Below are 15,738 nucleotides of genomic sequence, written 5' to 3' on the forward strand. Positions count from 1 at the left end.
CCGCTGGCGGTTTGCTCAAGGGGGCGCGCCAACGGCGCGGGGATAAGGTGGAATGCGTGGGCAGCGCAGGTTGAAAAGAAGGCCTCAGGCCTTCTTTTCGGCCTCCAGCTGCTTGCGGATCTGCGCATCCACCGCAGCGATCGCGGTCATGTTCAGAATCCGGCGCGAGGTCGCGCTGCTGGTCAGGATGTGCGCCGGCTTGGCCACGCCCATCAGGATCGGCCCGATCGCCACGCCATCGGTGAACACGCGCACCAGGTTGTAGGCGATGTTGGCCGCTTCCAGGTTCGGCAGCACGAACAGGTTGGCACGGCCGGTCAGGGTGGAGCCCGGCAGCAGCTTCTGCCGCAGCGCTTCGTCCCAGGCAGTGTCGCCCTGCATCTCACCATCCACGTTCAGGCGCGGGTTGCGCTTGAGAAGCATCTCGCGGACCTGGCGCATCTTCAGCGCGTCCTTCGAATCGTGGCTGCCGAAGTTGGAGTGCGACAGCAGCGCCACCTTCGGTTCGATGCCGAACAGCTTCATGCGGTAGGCCGCCTGCAGCGTGGCTTCGGTCAGCTGTTCGGCCGTGGGATCTTCCTGCACGTGGGTGTCCACGAAGAAGAACACACCCTGCTGGTTGATCACCCCGGTCATCGCCGAGGTCGAGGTGACCTTGGACTCCAGCGGCAGCACGCTGCGCACGTAACCCAGCTTCTTGTGGAAGCGGCCGACCACGCCGGTCAGCAGCGCATCGGCTTCGCCGCGCGCCACCATCACCGCGGCGATCAGGGTCGGGCGCGAACGCATCAGGTTCTTCGCCGCGGCCACGGTCACGCCACGACGGCCGGTCAGCGCGTGGTAGTACTGCCAATACTCGTTGAAGCGCGGATCATCGTTGATGTTGGTGACCTGCACGTTCTCGCCGATCTTCAGGCGCAGGCCCAGGCGTTCGATGCGTGCCTCAATGACGTCCGGGCGACCGATCAGGATCGGATGCGCCAGATCCTCGTCGACCACGTTCTGCACCGCCTGCAGCACGACTTCTTCCTCGCCTTCGGCATACACCACGCGCTGCTTGTCGGTGCGCGCGCGGTCGTACACCGGCTTCATCATCAGGCTGGTGCGGTAGACGAATTCGGACAGCTTCTGGCGGTAGGCGGCCATGTCGGCGATCGGCCGCGCGGCCACGCCGGAATCCATCGCCGCCTGTGCCACGGCAGCGGACAGCTCCACCAGCAGGCGGCGGTCGAACGGGCGCGGAATCAGGTATTCACGGCCAAAGCTCGGGGTGTCACCGCCGTAGGCCGAGCCCATGTCGGTGGCCGCACGGCGTGCCAGCGCGGCGATGGCGCGCACGCAGGCGATCTTCATTTCTTCGTTGATCGCGGTGGCGCCCACGTCCAGCGCGCCGCGGAACAGGTAAGGGAAGCACAGGACGTTGTTGACCTGGTTCGGGTAGTCCGAACGACCGGTGCCGATGATCGCGTCGGCGCGTACCGCGCGCACGTCTTCGGGCATGATTTCCGGGGTCGGGTTGGCCAGCGCGAAGATCACCGGGTCCGGCGCCATGGTCTTGACCATGTCGGCGGTCAGGATGCCCGGTGCCGACAGGCCCAGGAAAATGTCCGCGCCGTCGACGATCTCGGCCAGGGTGCGCTTGTCGGTATCACGCGCGTAACGCGCCTTTTCCGGGTCCAGGTCGCTGCGGCCGGTGTGGATCACGCCCTCGCGGTCGAAGGCCAGGATGTTCTCCGGCTTCAGGCCCAGCTGCACCAGCATGTTGACGCAGGAAATGCCGGCCGCGCCCATGCCCGTGGTCGCCAGCTTCACTTCTTCGATCTTCTTGCCGGTGATCGCCATGGCGTTCAGCACCGCGGCGCCGACGATGATCGCCGTGCCGTGCTGGTCGTCATGGAACACCGGGATCTTCATCCGCTCGCGCAGCTTGCGCTCGACGATGAAGCACTCCGGTGCCTTGATGTCTTCCAGGTTGATGCCGCCGAAGGTCGGCTCCAGCGAGGCGATGATGTCGACCAGCTTGTCCGGGTCCAGCTCGTCGATTTCGATGTCGAACACATCGATGCCGGCGAATTTCTGGAACAGCACGCCCTTGCCTTCCATCACCGGCTTGCCGGCCAGCGGACCGATGTTGCCCAGGCCCAGCACGGCGGTACCGTTGGAAATCACCGCGACCAGGTTGCCACGTGCGGTGAGCTCGCTGGCCTGCTGCGGGTCGGCCATGATCGCTTCACAGGCGTAGGCAACGCCGGGCGAATAGGCCAACGACAGATCACGCTGGGTCAGCATCGGCTTGGTCGCCGTGACCTTGATCTTGCCCGGCGGCGACATGCGGTGGTAATCGAGGGCGGCCTGTTTGAAATCTTCTTTGGACATCGACGTTGGGCACATGAATGGGCAAGGGGGACAGGGGATCATACCCCCGTTGTTCGGGCTGGACCTGTCGCGGGGCTGTCGCGCGTGTGCTGCAGCGCACCAACCGGCGTGTTGCCGACGTACTGCGGAGCATCGCGCCGCACCCTCCATGCGGGGTGTGACAGCAAGGTGGCAGGTACCGCGGAAAAAGCTGCGGGGCCACGTCATCGCTGACGGGCCCCGCATCCTGACGTGGAAGGGTCAGATCTTGGCAGAGGCGAGCGGCAGGGCCGCATCGACCGGCGGCGGCAGCTCGCTTTCGCGGCCGTCCAGCGCCAGCTTCAGGCGGTCACGGTCCAGCGCGCCTTCCCAGCGCGAGACCACCACGGTCGCCACCGCGTTGCCGATGAAGTTGGTCAGCGAGCGGCATTCGCTCATGAAGCGGTCCACGCCGAGGATCAGCGCCATGCCGGCCACCGGTACTTCCGGTACCACGGCCAGGGTGGCGGCCAGGGTGATGAAGCCGGCGCCGGTCACGCCGGCGGCACCCTTGGAGCTCAACATCGCCACCAGCAGCAGGGCGATCTGGTGGCCCAGGGTCAGCTCGGTGTTGGTGGCCTGGGCGATGAACAGCGCCGCCAGGGTCATGTAGATGTTGGTGCCGTCCAGATTGAACGAGTAGCCGGTGGGGACCACCAGGCCGACCACCGACTTGCTGCAGCCGGCGCGCTCCATCTTTTCCATCAGCGACGGCAGCGCCGATTCGGACGAGGAGGTGCCCAGCACCAGCAGCAGCTCAGCCTTCAGGTAACGCGCCAGCTTGAACACCGAGAAGCCGCACAGGCGGGCCACCGCGCCCAGGATCACCACCACGAACAGGAAGGCGGTCAGGTAGAACGAACCCACCAGCCAGGCCAGATTGATCAGCGAACCGACCCCGTACTTGCCGATGGTGAAGGCGATCGCACCAAACGCGCCGATCGGGGCGGCCTTCATCAGGATATGCACCAGCTTGAACACCGGAGCGACCAGCGCTTCCAGGAAGTTCAGCACCGGCTTGCCCTTCTCACCCACCAGCGCCAGCGCGATGCCGAACAGCACCGCCACGAACAGCACCTGCAGGATGTTGCCGTCCACGAACGCGCTGACCAGCGTCTTGGGAATGATGTCCATCGCAAAGCCGACCAGGGTCAGGTCATGCGACTTTTCGACATAGCTGTTGACCGCGGTCTGGTCCAGGTCGGCCGGGTTGATGTTCATGCCCGCGCCCGGCTGCACCACGTGCGCCACGATCATGCCCACCACCAGTGCCAGCGTGGAGAAGAACATGAAATAGGCCATCGCCTTGGCGAACACCCGGCCCACGGTGCGCAGGTGGGTCATGCCGGCGATGCCGGTGACGATGGTCAGGAAGATGACCGGGGCGATGATCATCTTCACCAGGTTGATGAAGGCATCACCCAGCGGCTTCATCTTCTCGCCGATCAGCGGCTCGTAATGGCCCAGGACGGCACCGAGGATGATGGCGACCACGACCTGGAAATACAGCTGGCGATAGAACGGCAGCGGCTTGGTCGGCACCGGGGAAGCGGCGGGAACGTGCATGGCGGGCTCCGGAAGGGACTGATGACGCCAACGCCACGAAGGACACGCGGCGCGGCATCGGATGGCGCCCTTTGTACGCCGCGCGGACGCATCAGCAGATAACCTATTGGTACTACCCCCCCGGTTCAGGCTGCCTCCGGGCGCTTTCTGCGCCTACACTGCGCCGGTCGCGACGACCCCGCACAGACCGGGGCGCGTGTAGATCCACCTTTCCCGAATAGAGACCTGCCGTCCCATGCGAATGACCCCGACCCTGCTTGCCCTGTCCCTGGCCGCCAGCCCGCTGCTGGCCAATGCCGCTGGTTTCGACAACTGGCCGACCAAGGTGTCGTTCGCTGATGGCACCGAGCTCGCCGCCACCGGCAACATTGCCTACGACTGGAACAATTTCTCCGGCGACATCGAAAACGCCGACGCGGTACGCCGCAAGGAATTCGGCGCCACGCTGAAGAAGAAGGGCGTGTATGACGCCATGGTGTACTACGACTTCCAGTCCGACACCTGGCTGGATGTGTACCTGCGCCTGGAAAGCAAGGCGTTCGTCGGCCAGGACATCGGCAAGTTCCGCGTCGGTTACATGAAGACCCCGGTCGGCCTGGATGCGGTGACCAGCTCGCGCGCCGGCAGCTTCATGGAATTCGCGATGCCGGTGCAGGCGTTCTACGCCGGCCGTCGCACCGGCCTGGACTGGGTGCTGGAGCGCCCCGCCTACCTGCTGCAGGCTGGCCTGTACGGTGGCAAGGACCTGCAGGGCGACAACCCCGGCACCATGCAGGCGCTGCGTGCGGTGTGGACCCCGGTCAAGGCCGAAGCGAACGTGCTGCACCTGGGCCTGGCGCTGTCGCAGGAAAACCCGCGTGGCTGGCGTGATGGCCGCGACGTGCACCACGAAGCGACCGCGCGTTTCCGCGCGCGTCCGGAGGCCGGCCTGACCGACCTCCGGCTGGTCGATTCCGGTGCGCTGGTCACCGCCGACAAGGTCAACCGCGCCGGTCTGGAAGGCATCTTCATCCGCGGTCCGTTCTCCATCCAGGCCGAAGCCCTGCAGGCCACCATCACCCGCGAAGGCAAGCCGGACTACACCGGCAACGGCCAGTACGTGATGGGCAGCTGGGTGCTGACCGGCGAATCGCGCCCGTACAGCGGTGGCGGCGTGGCCAACATCAAGCCGGCGCGTGACTACGGCGCGGTGGAAGTGCTGGCGCGCTACAGCCGCCTGGACCTGGACGACGCCGATGTGCTCGGTGGCCGTGAACACAACTGGACCCTGGGTGCCAACTGGTACCTGACCAGCCACTTCAAGTTCCAGGCCAACTACATCAAGGCCGATGCCAGCCGTCGCGGCGTGCATACCAAGCCGGAGATCTTCGAAGTCCGCGCCCAGATGCATTTCTGAGCCGGGCCGCGTGACTGAGCGGGTCATCGACCCGCTCTGCCCGTAGACTCTGTCCGCATGTACCGGCTCGGCCGCTACCGCAAGCTGGCCATGACCCTGCTGGTGATGATCGGCGGGACCGCGCTGTGCGCGGTATCGGCCGGGCATTTCGCCGGCCAGCGCGCATTGGCCGGCGAAAGCGCGCAGGTGCAGCGCCAGCTGCAGCTGTATGGCCAGGGCCTGCAGCAGCGGATCGATCGCTTCGGCACCCTGCCGCAGGTGATGGCGCTGGATCCGGACCTGCTGGCCGCGCTGCGCAGCGCACCTGCTCCGGCAGGACGCCAGCGCCTGAACCTCAAGCTGTCACAGGCCAACCAGGTCACCCGCGCCTCGACCCTGACCCTGGTCGGGCGCGATGGGGTGGCGGTGGCCGCCAGCAACTGGGACCAGCCCTCGACCAACGTCGGCGAAGACTACAGCTACCGGCCGTATTACCTGCAGGCGATGGCGGCCGGCCACGGCCGTTTCTACGGCATCGGCATGACCACCGGCGTGCCCGGTTACTTCCTGTCGCACGCCATCGACGATGCCGACGGCACCCGGCTGGGCGTGGTGGTGATCAAGATCGAGCTGTCCGCGCTGGAACAGGAGTGGGTCGCCAGCCCGGACATCGTCCTGGCCAGCGACAACCACGACGTGGTGTTCCTGGCCAACCAGGATCCCTGGCGCTACCGCCTGCTGCGGACCCTGGGCACGCAGGAACGCGAGGAAATGCTGGCCAGCCGCCAGTACGCCGACCGCTCCCTGCAACCACTGCGCGCACGTACCGAGCGGGTGCTGGACGACGGCGGGCGGATCGTGCGCATGGCCGACCCGGCGATGCCGCGTGCGCTGCTGTGGCAGACCATCGACCTGCCCGAAGAGAACTGGCACCTGCACCTGCTGCACGATGCCAGCGCGGCCGGCGCGGTGGCCCGCAGTGCGGCCATCGGCGGTGGCGCGGCGTGGTTGGCGCTGGGCTTCCTGGCGCTGTTCGTGCAGCAGCGGCGACGCCTTTCGGCGCATCGCCAGCGCAGCCGGCGCGAGCTGGAAACCCTGCTCAAGCAGCATGCCCAGGAGCTGCGCAGCGCGCAGGATGGGCTGCTGCAGGCCGCGCAGGACGCCGATCGCGGGCTGAGCCGCAGCCTGGAACACCTGCCACAGGGCGTGGTGATCATCGACAGCCAGCAGCAGCTGGTGGCGTGGAACTCGCGCTATCTGGAACTGTTCCGCTTCCCGCCGGGACTGGTGCAGGTGGGACGGCCGATCGAGGAGATTTTCCGCTTCAACGCACGTCGCGGCCTGCTCGGGCCGGGGCCCATCGACGAAGCCATCGAACGCCGGCTCAACCACCTGCGCAGCGGACGCCCGCACATGCGCGAAAGCGAGAAAGACGACGGCACGGTGCTGGAAATCCGCGGGAATCCGCTGCCCGACGGCGGCTTCGTCACCAGCTATGCGGACATCACCAGTTACAAGAACGCCGCGCGCGAACTGCGCTCGCTGGCCGATGCGCTGGAACACCGCGTGGCCGAGCGCACCCGCGACCTGGACGAAGCGCGGCGCGAGGCCGAGCAGGCCAACCGCTACAAGACCCGCTTCGTCGCTTCGGCCGTGCATGACCTGCTGCAGCCGCTGAACGCCGCACGCATGTTCGTGTCGGTGCTGCGCGCCAAGCTGGCCGACGGCGAACAACAGCAGACCGCCGACCACATCGAAGCGGCGCTGTCAGCGCAGGATGCGATCCTGGTCAGCCTGCTGGATATCTCCCGGCTAGAATCGGGCAGCCTGCAGACGCGCGTGCGTGCCTTCGCGCTCAACCCGCTGCTGGAGACCCTTGCCCGCGAGTTCGGCATCGCCGCCGAAGGTCGCGGGCTGCAGCTGCACTGGGTGCCTACCGCCGCGGTGGTGGTGAGCGACGAGGCGCTGCTGCGGCGCATCCTGCAGAATTTCCTGTCCAATGCGCTGCGCTACACCCAGCGCGGCCGCGTGCTGCTGGGCTGCCGCCGCGAAGGCGGCCGGCTGTGGATCCAGGTGCACGACCAGGGTCCGGGCATCCCGGAGAGCCTGCACAAGGAGATCTTCGAAGAATTCCGCCGCCTGCACGATGGCCAGGAACGCGGCACCGGCCTGGGCCTGGCGATCGTCGAACGCATCGGCCGCCTGCTGGGGCATCCGATCCGGCTGCGCTCGGTGCTGGGCAGCGGCTCGATGTTCGAAGTGGCGGTGCCGCTGGGCCGGGCAGAGGAGGTCGTGGCGTCGGTGATGGTGCACGCGCCGGTGGTGGTGGAAACCACGGCTGACAGTCCGCTGCGTGGGCGCCGGGTATGGGCCATCGATGACGATGCGCATGTCAGCGCTGCCACGCGGGCACTGCTGGAAAAATGGGGCTGCGATGTGGAGCAGTCCGAAGGCCCGCAGGCCGCGCTGGATGCGGCCCACGCCGGGCTGGCACCGGAGCTGGTGCTGCTGGACGTGCGCATGGGCGAGTTCCATGGGCCGGCGCTGTATGAGGCCCTGTGCGAACGCTGGCAGGCGCGGCCGCCGGTGGTGCTGGTCACCGCCGAACGCGACGATGCGCTCCGGGCGCTGGCGGCCGACAACGGCTGGGGCTTCCTTGCCAAACCGGTGCGCCCGCCCGCCCTGCGCGCCCTGATGACCCAGCTGCTGCTGCGCCACCGCGGGTAAGGCCTGCGACGGATGGATTCCGCCGAGCGTGGCTCGGCGCCACCTGGGCCTACACCAGGCCGGCGTCGCCTTCCGGCTCCAGCGCCTTCACCAGCACCGCAGCCTGCGTACGGCTGTGGCATTCCAGCTTCTTCAGGATGGCGGTGACATGCACCTTGACCGTGTTCTCTGCCAGGCCCAGCGTGTAGGCGATCTGCTTGTTCAACAGCCCATCGGCCAGGCACAGCAGCACGCGGAACTGCTGCGGAGTGAGCTGCGCAAGGCGGCTGGCCAGCAGGGCATCGGCATCGGATCGCTCGGCGGCCATCGCCGGGAACCACAGCCCCCCATCCAGCACGGCCGCCACGGCTTCGCCGATGGTCTCCGGCGGCACCGATTTAGGGATGAACCCGGCGGCGCCGAACTGCTGCGCACGGCGGATGACACGCGGGTGGTCATTGGAAGACAGGATCACCACCGGGATGTCCGGATGCGCGCCGCGCACATGCAGCAGCGCGGAAAACCCGTGCGCGCCGGGCATGGTCAGGTCCAGCAGCACCAGGTCCACGTCCGGCTGCTGGTCCAGCGCCTGTTCCAGCGCCTCGGCACTGGCCACCTCGCGTACGTTGACCTGGGGCAGGCCCTGCCGCAGCGAATGCACCACGGCAGCACGCAGCAGGGGATGGTCGTCGGCAACCAGCAGGTTCAGTTCGCTCATGCGGGCATTGTAGGGCCGACTTCAGTCGGCCGTGCGCTACCGCGCCGGCCGCATGCTGCTGTTCCAGGCATCCAGGAACTGCCGCCGCTTCAGCGCATCCAGGTAGACCAGCAATCCCGGGCCGAGCTGGATCGGCCGCAGGTTGCGCTCCGGGCTGCCGTTGCGCGTCGCGCCGCCGCGCACGATCGGCATCAACCGGGCTTCGCGGGACAGCACCTGCTGGCCGCGCGGCGACAGCAGGTAATCGAGGAAGCGCCGCGCTTCTGCCGTGTTGCGCGCAGTGCGCGGTATCACCGCGGTACGCAGCATCACCAGCGTGTAGTCCTCCGGCTCGACGATGCCCAGCGGTTCACCGTCATCGATGCGCGCCTGTGCATACGAACCGAGCACGTTGTACACCAGTGACAGCTCGCCGCTGCTGACCTTGTCCAGCAGCACTCCGGTGCGCTCTTCCAGCAGCACCCGGTTGTCGCCCAGCGCGCCCAGCAGCGCACCGGCCATGCTGCCACGCTGCGCATCCTGCGTGGCCAGCAGGTAGCCGACGCTGCTGCGGTTGATGTCATAGGTACCGACCCGCCCACGCAGCGGGGCATCCGTCGCGCGCAGAAGGTCCAGCAGCTGGCGCCGCGTACGCGGGACGCGCTCGGCCGGCAGCGTGCGGGTGTTGTAGACCATCGCCACCGGCTCGTAGCTGATCCCGAAGGCCTCGCTGCGCCACTGCGCCCAACCGGGCAGCGCCTCGGTCTGTGGCGAGCGATGGGCCAGTGCATGGCCGTCGTTGACCAGCTTGGCCTGCAGGTCCATGCCACTGGAAATCAACAGGTCGGCCGAGGCGGGCCCGTTCCGCTCGCGAAGGAAGCGCGCGTGCAGGTCCTGGGTGATGATGTCCTCGTACACCACTTCCGTTCCCGGATGCAGGCGCTGGTAGTCGGCGATCACCACGGCGAATACTTCGATGTCGGTCGAACCATGGATGCGCAGCTGCGCGTTGGCGGGGCCGGTTGCGGCGAAACGCTGTACGTCGCCAGGTGCGGCAGCGGCCACCGCCCCCCACAGCAGCAGCGTGAACAGCGTCATCTGGCGGATCATGCGTGGCTCCGGGGCAATGCGATGGTGGCCACCAGGCCCCCTTCGCGACGGTTTGAAAGATCGATCCGGCCAGCGTGCGCATCCACCACGCGCTTGACGATGGCGAGCCCCAGCCCGGCCCCGCCGGCAGCGGCGCCTTCGCCGCGCGCGAAGCGCTCGAACACCCGTTCGGCATCGCCGGGCGCGATGCCCGGGCCATGGTCGGCGATGGTCAGCAGGGCCGTGTCGCCGTCCAGGGTCAGGGCGACCTGCAACGGCGCCGCGCCACTGTACTTGATGGCGTTGTCGATCAGGTTCTTGATCGCCTCGCGCAGCAACAGCGCATCACCCTGCACCCACACCGGCCCGGTGCTCATCGCAAGGTGCACGCGTGGGATCGGTTCCACCTGGGGCACGGCCTCGTGCAGCGCCTGGTGGACGGTCTCGGCGAGATCCACCGGCGCATAGCGCTGCAGGTTGGCGCGGTGGATCACGCTGGCATCGCTGAGCAGCTGGTTGAGCAGGCGGCTCATGTGGCTGGCATTGCGTTCGATCGCCAGCAGGCTGCGACGCATGTCCTCCGGCTCCTCGTCATCCAGGGCCAGCTGCGCCTGCGCGCGCAGCGCCGCCAGCGGCGTGCGCATCTGGTGCGCGGCTTCGGCCATGAACGAGCGCAGGGTTTCGTTGCTGCTGGACAACCGGCCCATGAAACGGTTGAGCGCAGCGACCATCTGGTCCATTTCGCGTGGCACGTGGGCGTCCAACGGACGCAGGTCGGACGGCTCGCGCCGCGACAGCTCGCGCTCCACCCGCACCAGCGGACGGAATGCGCGATGCACGCCGACACCGACCAACGCCAGCGACAGCAGCGACAGCACGGTGATCGCCAGCAGCGCGCGGTTCACCATCTCCTGCGCGAGCGCTTCGCGCGCACGCCGGGTCTGCCCGACCTGGACCTGCACCTCGCCCTGCGCCGAAGGCGATGACAGGTTGCGTGCCACGACCACGAAACGCACGGTTTCTCCGCTGTACGGCGCGTCGAACAAGGCCGGTGCATCACCGTGCCCGTTGATGCTGCGCGGCACCGGCGGCAGGTCGCCATAGCCGGTGATCAGCGCGCCGCGACTGTCCGCCACGCGATAGAACACCCGGTCCTCCGGCGCCATCGCCAGCAGGTCAAGCGCCGCATACGGCAGGTCGACCTGCCACTGGCCATCGACCAGCGCCACCGAATCGGCGATGGACAGCGCCGAGGACACCAGCAGATGGTCGTAGGAACGGTTCGCCGCACGCTGCCCGTAGTCGCGCGCGGCGAACAGCAGGGCGACCGCGAACACCGCCAGCAACGCGCCCAGGTACAGCGTCAGCGTGCGCCGCAGCGACGCCGGGCGCTGCCGCTCACGCGGGTGCATCGATGCCCCCGTCGGTCGCGTCCACGGCTTCCAGCATGTAGCCCACGCCGCGCACGGTGACGATGCGCAGCGGCGCGGCGGCCAGCTTGCGGCGCAGCCGGCCGACATACAGTTCGATGGCATTCGGCCCGGCTTCGTCGTCGAAGCCGAACAGCCCATTGCCGATCTCGTCCTTGCCGACCACCTGACCCAGCCGGCCGACCAGGATCTCCAGCAGGCGGAATTCGCGGTTGGGCAGTTCGATCAGTTCACCGTCCAGGCTGACGCGGTGCGCGGCGTTGTCGAACTGGAACCCGCCGATCTGCACCAGTTCGCTGGCCTGGCCGCGCGCGCGGCGCAGCAGCACGCGGCAGCGCGCTTCGAATTCGCGGAAATCGAAGGGCTTGCCGAGATAGTCATCGGCACCCACGTCCAGCGCCTGCACGCGGTCTTCGATGCCGTCGCGGGCGGTGAGCATCAGTACCGGGGTGCTGTCACCGCGTTCGCGCATGCCGGCCAGCACGCGCAGGCCGTCCAGTTTGGGCAGGCCGATGTCCAGCACCACCAGGTCGAAGCTCTGGTAGCGCAGCACGCTGGCGGCGGCCAGTCCGTCGGATTGCCAGTCGACGGCGTGGCCGTTGCGGCGCATGCGGCGGATGATGGCATCGGCGAGGTCCGGGTTGTCTTCGACCAGCAGCAGGCGCATGCGGTTGTCGGGTACGGGGGAGTGGAGATGCTAACGCACGGGGGGTGGATCGAACGGGTGATGCGCGTTCGCGGCTGGCTTTGGAGCTGGGCTACGGGTTGGCGACGGGCGGGGTGGGTATGCGGGGCACGCGCAAGTACGTCCATGTAGCTCTTCGCGGCTCCTGCCGCTCAAGGCCCCGCATACCTACCCCGCCCATCGCCCTGAGGGTTTCCCGGTTGCTGCCGGCCGCGTATGAGGAAAAAAAGCGGTAGCGCCGAGCCGTGCTCGGCGGGCGGATCGGAGTCGGAATCGCGCGGAGTTCGCTGCGCTGCACAAACCGCTGACAGGTGAATGACAGCTTGCTGGGCCGAGACTGCGGCCTCGCATCCGTTCCGGGTGCCCACGTTGGCCGCGCGCCGGGCGCGCACCTGGGAGGGTTTGTGGATCGTTTTATTGTTCGTTGGTCGGTTGGTTCCTGTGCGATGGCCGCCTGTGCCGTGTTTGCTGCTGCGCCAGCCGTTGCCGCCGACGATGACCGGCCGGTCACCGCCGAGATCGGCGGGCGGCTGCATCTGGATTTCGCCAGCTTCGACAATGATGGCCGCGGTACGCCGAACAAGGACGATACCGAGGTGCGCCGTGCGTGGCTTGACGTATCCGGCAAGTTCTTCGTGGTCGACTACAAGATGGAAGCCGACTTTTCCGGTGATCGGGTCGAGGCGAAAGATGTGTACCTGAGCCGCAGCTTTGGCGATGCCGGCCGGCTCACCGTCGGTCAGTTCAAGCAGTACTTCTCGCTGGACGACCGTACCGGCTCCAACTACGGCAGCTTCCTGGAACGCGGCAACGCCGGCACCTCGCTGGCGCCGCTGTACCGGCTGGGGGCGTCGTGGCAGGCCAACCCGGGTGACTTCACCTGGGCAGCCAGCCTGTACAGCCTGGAAAGCATCGATGCCTGGCAGGTCAAGGGTCGTGCCGCCGGTGGCCGCGCTACGTGGGCACCGAGCCCCGCCGCCGGCGACGTGCTGCACCTGGGTGTGTCGGTGGCGCGAGAGCTCTACGACAACCCCGGTGCCAGCGGTGCGCCCGGACTGCGCATCCGCCCGCGCCCGGCCGGTCACCTGTCCGATGAAAGCCGCCTGACCCTGGTCGACTTCTCCGCGGGCCGCGATACCGACGTGGACAAGTGGTCGCTGGAGTACGCGCAGGTGCGTGGGCCGTGGTCCTGGCAGGGCGAGTTCAGCGGCGCCACGTTCGACGACGGCCTGCAGCGCGGCAAGGTGCTGGCCGGCTACGGCATGCTCAGCTGGTTCGTGACCGGTGAGTCGCGCGGCTACGACCGCAAGACCGGTCGCTTCGCCCGCATCAAGGACATCCGGCACAAGGCCGGCGCCTTCGAACTGGCGCTGCGCTACGACCAGATGCGTGGTGACCAGCACCTGGTCGGCCTGCCCGACCTGCGCGAGGGCAGCACCGAGGCGTGGACGCTGGGCGGCAACTGGTACCTGCGCGACAACCTCCGCTTCATGCTCAACCTGATCGAAAGCCGCAACCGCGACCGCCTGGCCGACGTCACCGTCGACCGCACGCGCGCCGTCACCGGCCGCCTGCAGTTCGATTTCTGATGCTCCCCCGCTCTCCCCTCCCCCTTCCGCACTGATACCCAAGGAGTCCGCAGATGATGCTCAGCATCCTCGGCTTTGGCATGGTCATTACGTTCATGTACTTGATCATGAGCAAGCGACTGTCGCCGCTGGTCGCCCTGATCACCGTCCCGATCATCTTCGCCCTGCTCGGTGGCTTCGGCGCCGGCATCGACGAAATGATGCTCGACGGCATCAAGAAGATCGCCCCCACCGGCGTCATGCTGATGTTCGCCATCCTGTACTTCGGGGTGATGATCGATGCCGGCCTGTTCGATCCGCTGGTGCGGATCATCCTCAACGTGGTCAAGGGCGATCCACTGAAGATCGTCATGGGCACCGCCGTGCTGGCGATGCTGATCTCGCTGGATGGCGATGGCTCGACAACCTACATGATCACCGTATCGGCCATGCTGCCGCTGTACCGGCGGCTGGGCATGAACGCACTGAACATGACCTGCGTGACCATCCTCGCCGGCGGTGTGATGAACCTCACCCCGTGGGGCGGGCCGACCGCGCGTGCGGCCACCGCGCTGCACGTGGACCCGGCCGATGTGTTCGTGCCGCTGATTCCTTCGATGGTGATCGCCTGTGCCGGCATCCTGGTGCTGGCGTGGTACCTCGGCATGAAGGAGCGCCGCCGGCTGGGCGTGGTGACCCTGCCGCAGGGCGGTTCGTGGATGGACTCCAGCGTGTCCGACGATGGCGATGCGCTGCCGACCGTGGAAGATGCCGAAGACATCAAGCGCCCGAAGCTGCTGTGGGTCAACTTCGGGCTGACCGCCGCCCTGATGGCCGCGCTGATCATGGGCCTGCTGCCGATGCCGATCCTGTTCATGGTGGGCTTCGCCATTGCGCTGGTGATCAACTACCCGAACCTGGCCGAGCAGCGCCGTCGCGTGGTCAACCACGCCGGCAACGTGCTGTCGGTGGTGTCGCTGATCTTCGCCGCCGGCATCTTCACCGGCATCCTCAACAACACCGGCATGGTCGAAGCGATGTCGCACAGCTTCCTGGCGATCATCCCGGAAAGCTGGGGGCCGTACCTGGCGGTGATCACCGCGCTGGCCTCGATGCCGTTCACCTTCTTCATGTCCAACGATGCCTTCTACTTCGGCGTGCTGCCGATCCTGTCCGAGGCCGCCGGCAACTACGGCATCACGCCGGTGGAAATGGCCCGCGCCTCGTTGGCCGGCCAGCCGGTGCACCTGCTCAGCCCGCTGGTGCCCTCGACCTACCTGCTGGTCGGGCTGGCCAAAGTCGAGTTCGCCGACCATCAGAAGTTCACCCTGAAATGGGCGGTGCTGATTTCACTGCTGCTGATGGCTGGCAGCCTGCTGTTCGCGCTGTACCCGTTGGCCGCCTGATGCGGCCCCGCCACAGGACCTGGAGAAGCAAATGACCCTTCGCATCGCATACGTCACCAGTGGCATGGGCAGTGTCGGCACTGCGATCTGCCAGACCCTGGCCCGCTCGGGCCACACCGTGGTCGCCGGCTGCGCACCGAACTCTCCGCGCAAGGCCGGCTGGCTGCGCGAGCAGCGTGACCTCGGCTTCGACTTCATCGCCTCCGAAGGCAACGCCACCGACTGGAGCTCCACCGCCGCGGCGTTCGCCAAGGTGCGCGCCGATGTCGGCGAGGTCGACGTGCTGGTCAACAATTCCGGTGGCAGCCGCGATGTGCTGTTCCGGCAGATGAGCGCCGATGACTGGAATGCGGTGATGGCATCCAACCTCAACTCCCTGTTCAACATCACCAAGCAGGTGGTGGATGGCATGGCCACCCGCGGCTGGGGACGCATCATCAACATCGGCTCGGTCAGCGCGCACAAGGGCCAGATCGGCCAGGTGAACTTCGCCACGGCGAAGGCGGCGATGCACGGGTTCAGCCGCGCGCTGGCCGCGGAGGTCGCTGCGCGCGGGGTGACGGTGAACACCATCTCACCCGGCTATATCGCCAGCCAGGCGATCAGCAGTTTTCCACCGGACGTGCTGGACCGGTTGGCTGCCTCGGTACCGATCCGCCGCCTTGGCAAGCCGGAAGAAGTGGCCGCACTGTGCGGTTGGCTGGCGTCGGATGAGGCGGCGTACGTGACCGGTGCCGACTATCCGGTGAACGGCGGCCTTTACATGGGGTGATGCGCGGGGTGGCCGCGCGCCGGTGGGCAGGTGAGTGGGTGGGTGACGAC

11 protein-coding genes are annotated in these 15,738 nt (G+C 67.3%); 5 read left to right on the forward strand and 6 right to left on the reverse strand.

Going from position 1 to position 15,738, the window contains the following annotated elements:
• Window positions 1–84: 84 nt before the first annotated feature.
• The gene (locus RTX79_RS11440) at window positions 85–2,376 is read right to left on the reverse strand and encodes an NADP-dependent malic enzyme (RefSeq protein ID WP_312683823.1); all 2,292 of its coding nucleotides are present in this window, start codon (window positions 2,374–2,376) and stop codon (window positions 85–87) included.
• A gap of 240 nt (window positions 2,377–2,616) precedes the next feature.
• A complete protein-coding gene (locus RTX79_RS11445) occupies window positions 2,617–3,960 on the reverse strand; it encodes a dicarboxylate/amino acid:cation symporter (RefSeq protein ID WP_312683824.1) in 1,344 nt (447 codons plus the stop codon).
• 235 nt (window positions 3,961–4,195) lie between these two features.
• Here RTX79_RS11445 and RTX79_RS11450 point away from each other — a divergent pair, with 235 nt between their 5' ends.
• Both RTX79_RS11450 and RTX79_RS11455 read left to right on the forward strand, forming a co-directional pair.
• On the forward strand, window positions 4,196–5,356 hold the full coding sequence (locus RTX79_RS11450; protein ID WP_057508016.1) for an OprO/OprP family phosphate-selective porin: 1,161 nt from the start codon (window positions 4,196–4,198) through the stop codon (window positions 5,354–5,356).
• Window positions 5,357–5,413: 57 nt separating this feature from the next.
• Window positions 5,414–8,062, forward strand: a complete 2,649-nt coding sequence (locus RTX79_RS11455) for a hybrid sensor histidine kinase/response regulator (RefSeq protein WP_312683826.1) — start codon at window positions 5,414–5,416, stop codon at window positions 8,060–8,062.
• A 49-nt stretch (window positions 8,063–8,111) separates the two neighbouring features.
• Here RTX79_RS11455 and RTX79_RS11460 read toward each other — a convergent pair whose 3' ends face one another.
• Genes RTX79_RS11460 through RTX79_RS11475 form a run of 4 tightly spaced genes read right to left on the reverse strand, consistent with a single transcriptional unit; the run spans window position 8,112 to window position 11,924 of the window.
• Window positions 8,112–8,759, reverse strand: coding sequence for a response regulator transcription factor (locus tag RTX79_RS11460; protein WP_309683613.1), 648 nt, complete (start codon window positions 8,757–8,759; stop codon window positions 8,112–8,114).
• A 36-nt stretch (window positions 8,760–8,795) separates the two neighbouring features.
• The gene (locus RTX79_RS11465) at window positions 8,796–9,848 is read right to left on the reverse strand and encodes an ABC transporter substrate-binding protein (protein ID WP_312683827.1); all 1,053 of its coding nucleotides are present in this window, start codon (window positions 9,846–9,848) and stop codon (window positions 8,796–8,798) included.
• Window positions 9,845–11,239 carry a sensor histidine kinase gene (locus RTX79_RS11470; protein WP_057508013.1) on the reverse strand — a complete coding sequence of 465 codons (1,395 nt, stop codon included), beginning with the start codon at window positions 11,237–11,239 and terminating at the stop codon, window positions 9,845–9,847. The genes RTX79_RS11465 and RTX79_RS11470 overlap by 4 nt, the downstream gene beginning before the upstream one ends.
• On the reverse strand, window positions 11,226–11,924 hold the full coding sequence (locus tag RTX79_RS11475; RefSeq protein ID WP_312683828.1) for a response regulator transcription factor: 699 nt from the start codon (window positions 11,922–11,924) through the stop codon (window positions 11,226–11,228). The genes RTX79_RS11470 and RTX79_RS11475 overlap by 14 nt, the downstream gene beginning before the upstream one ends.
• A gap of 464 nt (window positions 11,925–12,388) precedes the next feature.
• Here RTX79_RS11475 and RTX79_RS11480 point away from each other — a divergent pair, with 464 nt between their 5' ends.
• From RTX79_RS11480 to phbB, 3 genes are read left to right on the forward strand one after another with little or no spacing between them, the layout of a single operon-like run.
• Entirely contained in the window at window positions 12,389–13,531 is a 1,143-nt protein-coding gene (locus tag RTX79_RS11480; protein ID WP_312683830.1) for an OprO/OprP family phosphate-selective porin, read from the forward strand.
• Window positions 13,532–13,587: 56 nt separating this feature from the next.
• Window positions 13,588–14,916 carry a CitMHS family transporter gene (locus RTX79_RS11485; protein WP_123699276.1) on the forward strand — a complete coding sequence of 443 codons (1,329 nt, stop codon included), beginning with the start codon at window positions 13,588–13,590 and terminating at the stop codon, window positions 14,914–14,916.
• Between the two features lie 31 nt (window positions 14,917–14,947).
• Window positions 14,948–15,688, forward strand: coding sequence for an acetoacetyl-CoA reductase (phbB, locus tag RTX79_RS11490; RefSeq protein WP_057508010.1), 741 nt, complete (start codon window positions 14,948–14,950; stop codon window positions 15,686–15,688).
• Window positions 15,689–15,738 lie beyond the last annotated feature (50 nt).

Origin of the sequence: Stenotrophomonas chelatiphaga, from assembly GCF_032054965.1 — a bacterium.
Taxonomy (GTDB): domain Bacteria; phylum Pseudomonadota; class Gammaproteobacteria; order Xanthomonadales; family Xanthomonadaceae; genus Stenotrophomonas; species Stenotrophomonas chelatiphaga.

Excerpts from the sequence above, each read along its gene's own strand:
- RTX79_RS11440 (WP_312683823.1), bottom strand. The coding sequence starts at position 2,376 with ATGTCCAAAGAAGATTTCAAACAGGCCGCCCTCGATTACCACCGCATG.
- RTX79_RS11445 (WP_312683824.1), bottom strand. The coding sequence starts at position 3,960 with ATGCACGTTCCCGCCGCTTCCCCGGTGCCGACCAAGCCGCTGCCGTTC.
- RTX79_RS11450 (WP_057508016.1), top strand. The coding sequence starts at position 4,196 with ATGCGAATGACCCCGACCCTGCTTGCCCTGTCCCTGGCCGCCAGCCCG.
- RTX79_RS11455 (WP_312683826.1), top strand. The coding sequence starts at position 5,414 with ATGTACCGGCTCGGCCGCTACCGCAAGCTGGCCATGACCCTGCTGGTG.
- RTX79_RS11460 (WP_309683613.1), bottom strand. The coding sequence starts at position 8,759 with ATGAGCGAACTGAACCTGCTGGTTGCCGACGACCATCCCCTGCTGCGT.
- RTX79_RS11465 (WP_312683827.1), bottom strand. The coding sequence starts at position 9,848 with ATGATCCGCCAGATGACGCTGTTCACGCTGCTGCTGTGGGGGGCGGTG.
- RTX79_RS11470 (WP_057508013.1), bottom strand. The coding sequence starts at position 11,239 with ATGCACCCGCGTGAGCGGCAGCGCCCGGCGTCGCTGCGGCGCACGCTG.
- RTX79_RS11475 (WP_312683828.1), bottom strand. The coding sequence starts at position 11,924 with ATGCGCCTGCTGCTGGTCGAAGACAACCCGGACCTCGCCGATGCCATC.
- RTX79_RS11480 (WP_312683830.1), top strand. The coding sequence starts at position 12,389 with ATGGCCGCCTGTGCCGTGTTTGCTGCTGCGCCAGCCGTTGCCGCCGAC.
- RTX79_RS11485 (WP_123699276.1), top strand. The coding sequence starts at position 13,588 with ATGCTCAGCATCCTCGGCTTTGGCATGGTCATTACGTTCATGTACTTG.
- phbB (WP_057508010.1), top strand. The coding sequence starts at position 14,948 with ATGACCCTTCGCATCGCATACGTCACCAGTGGCATGGGCAGTGTCGGC.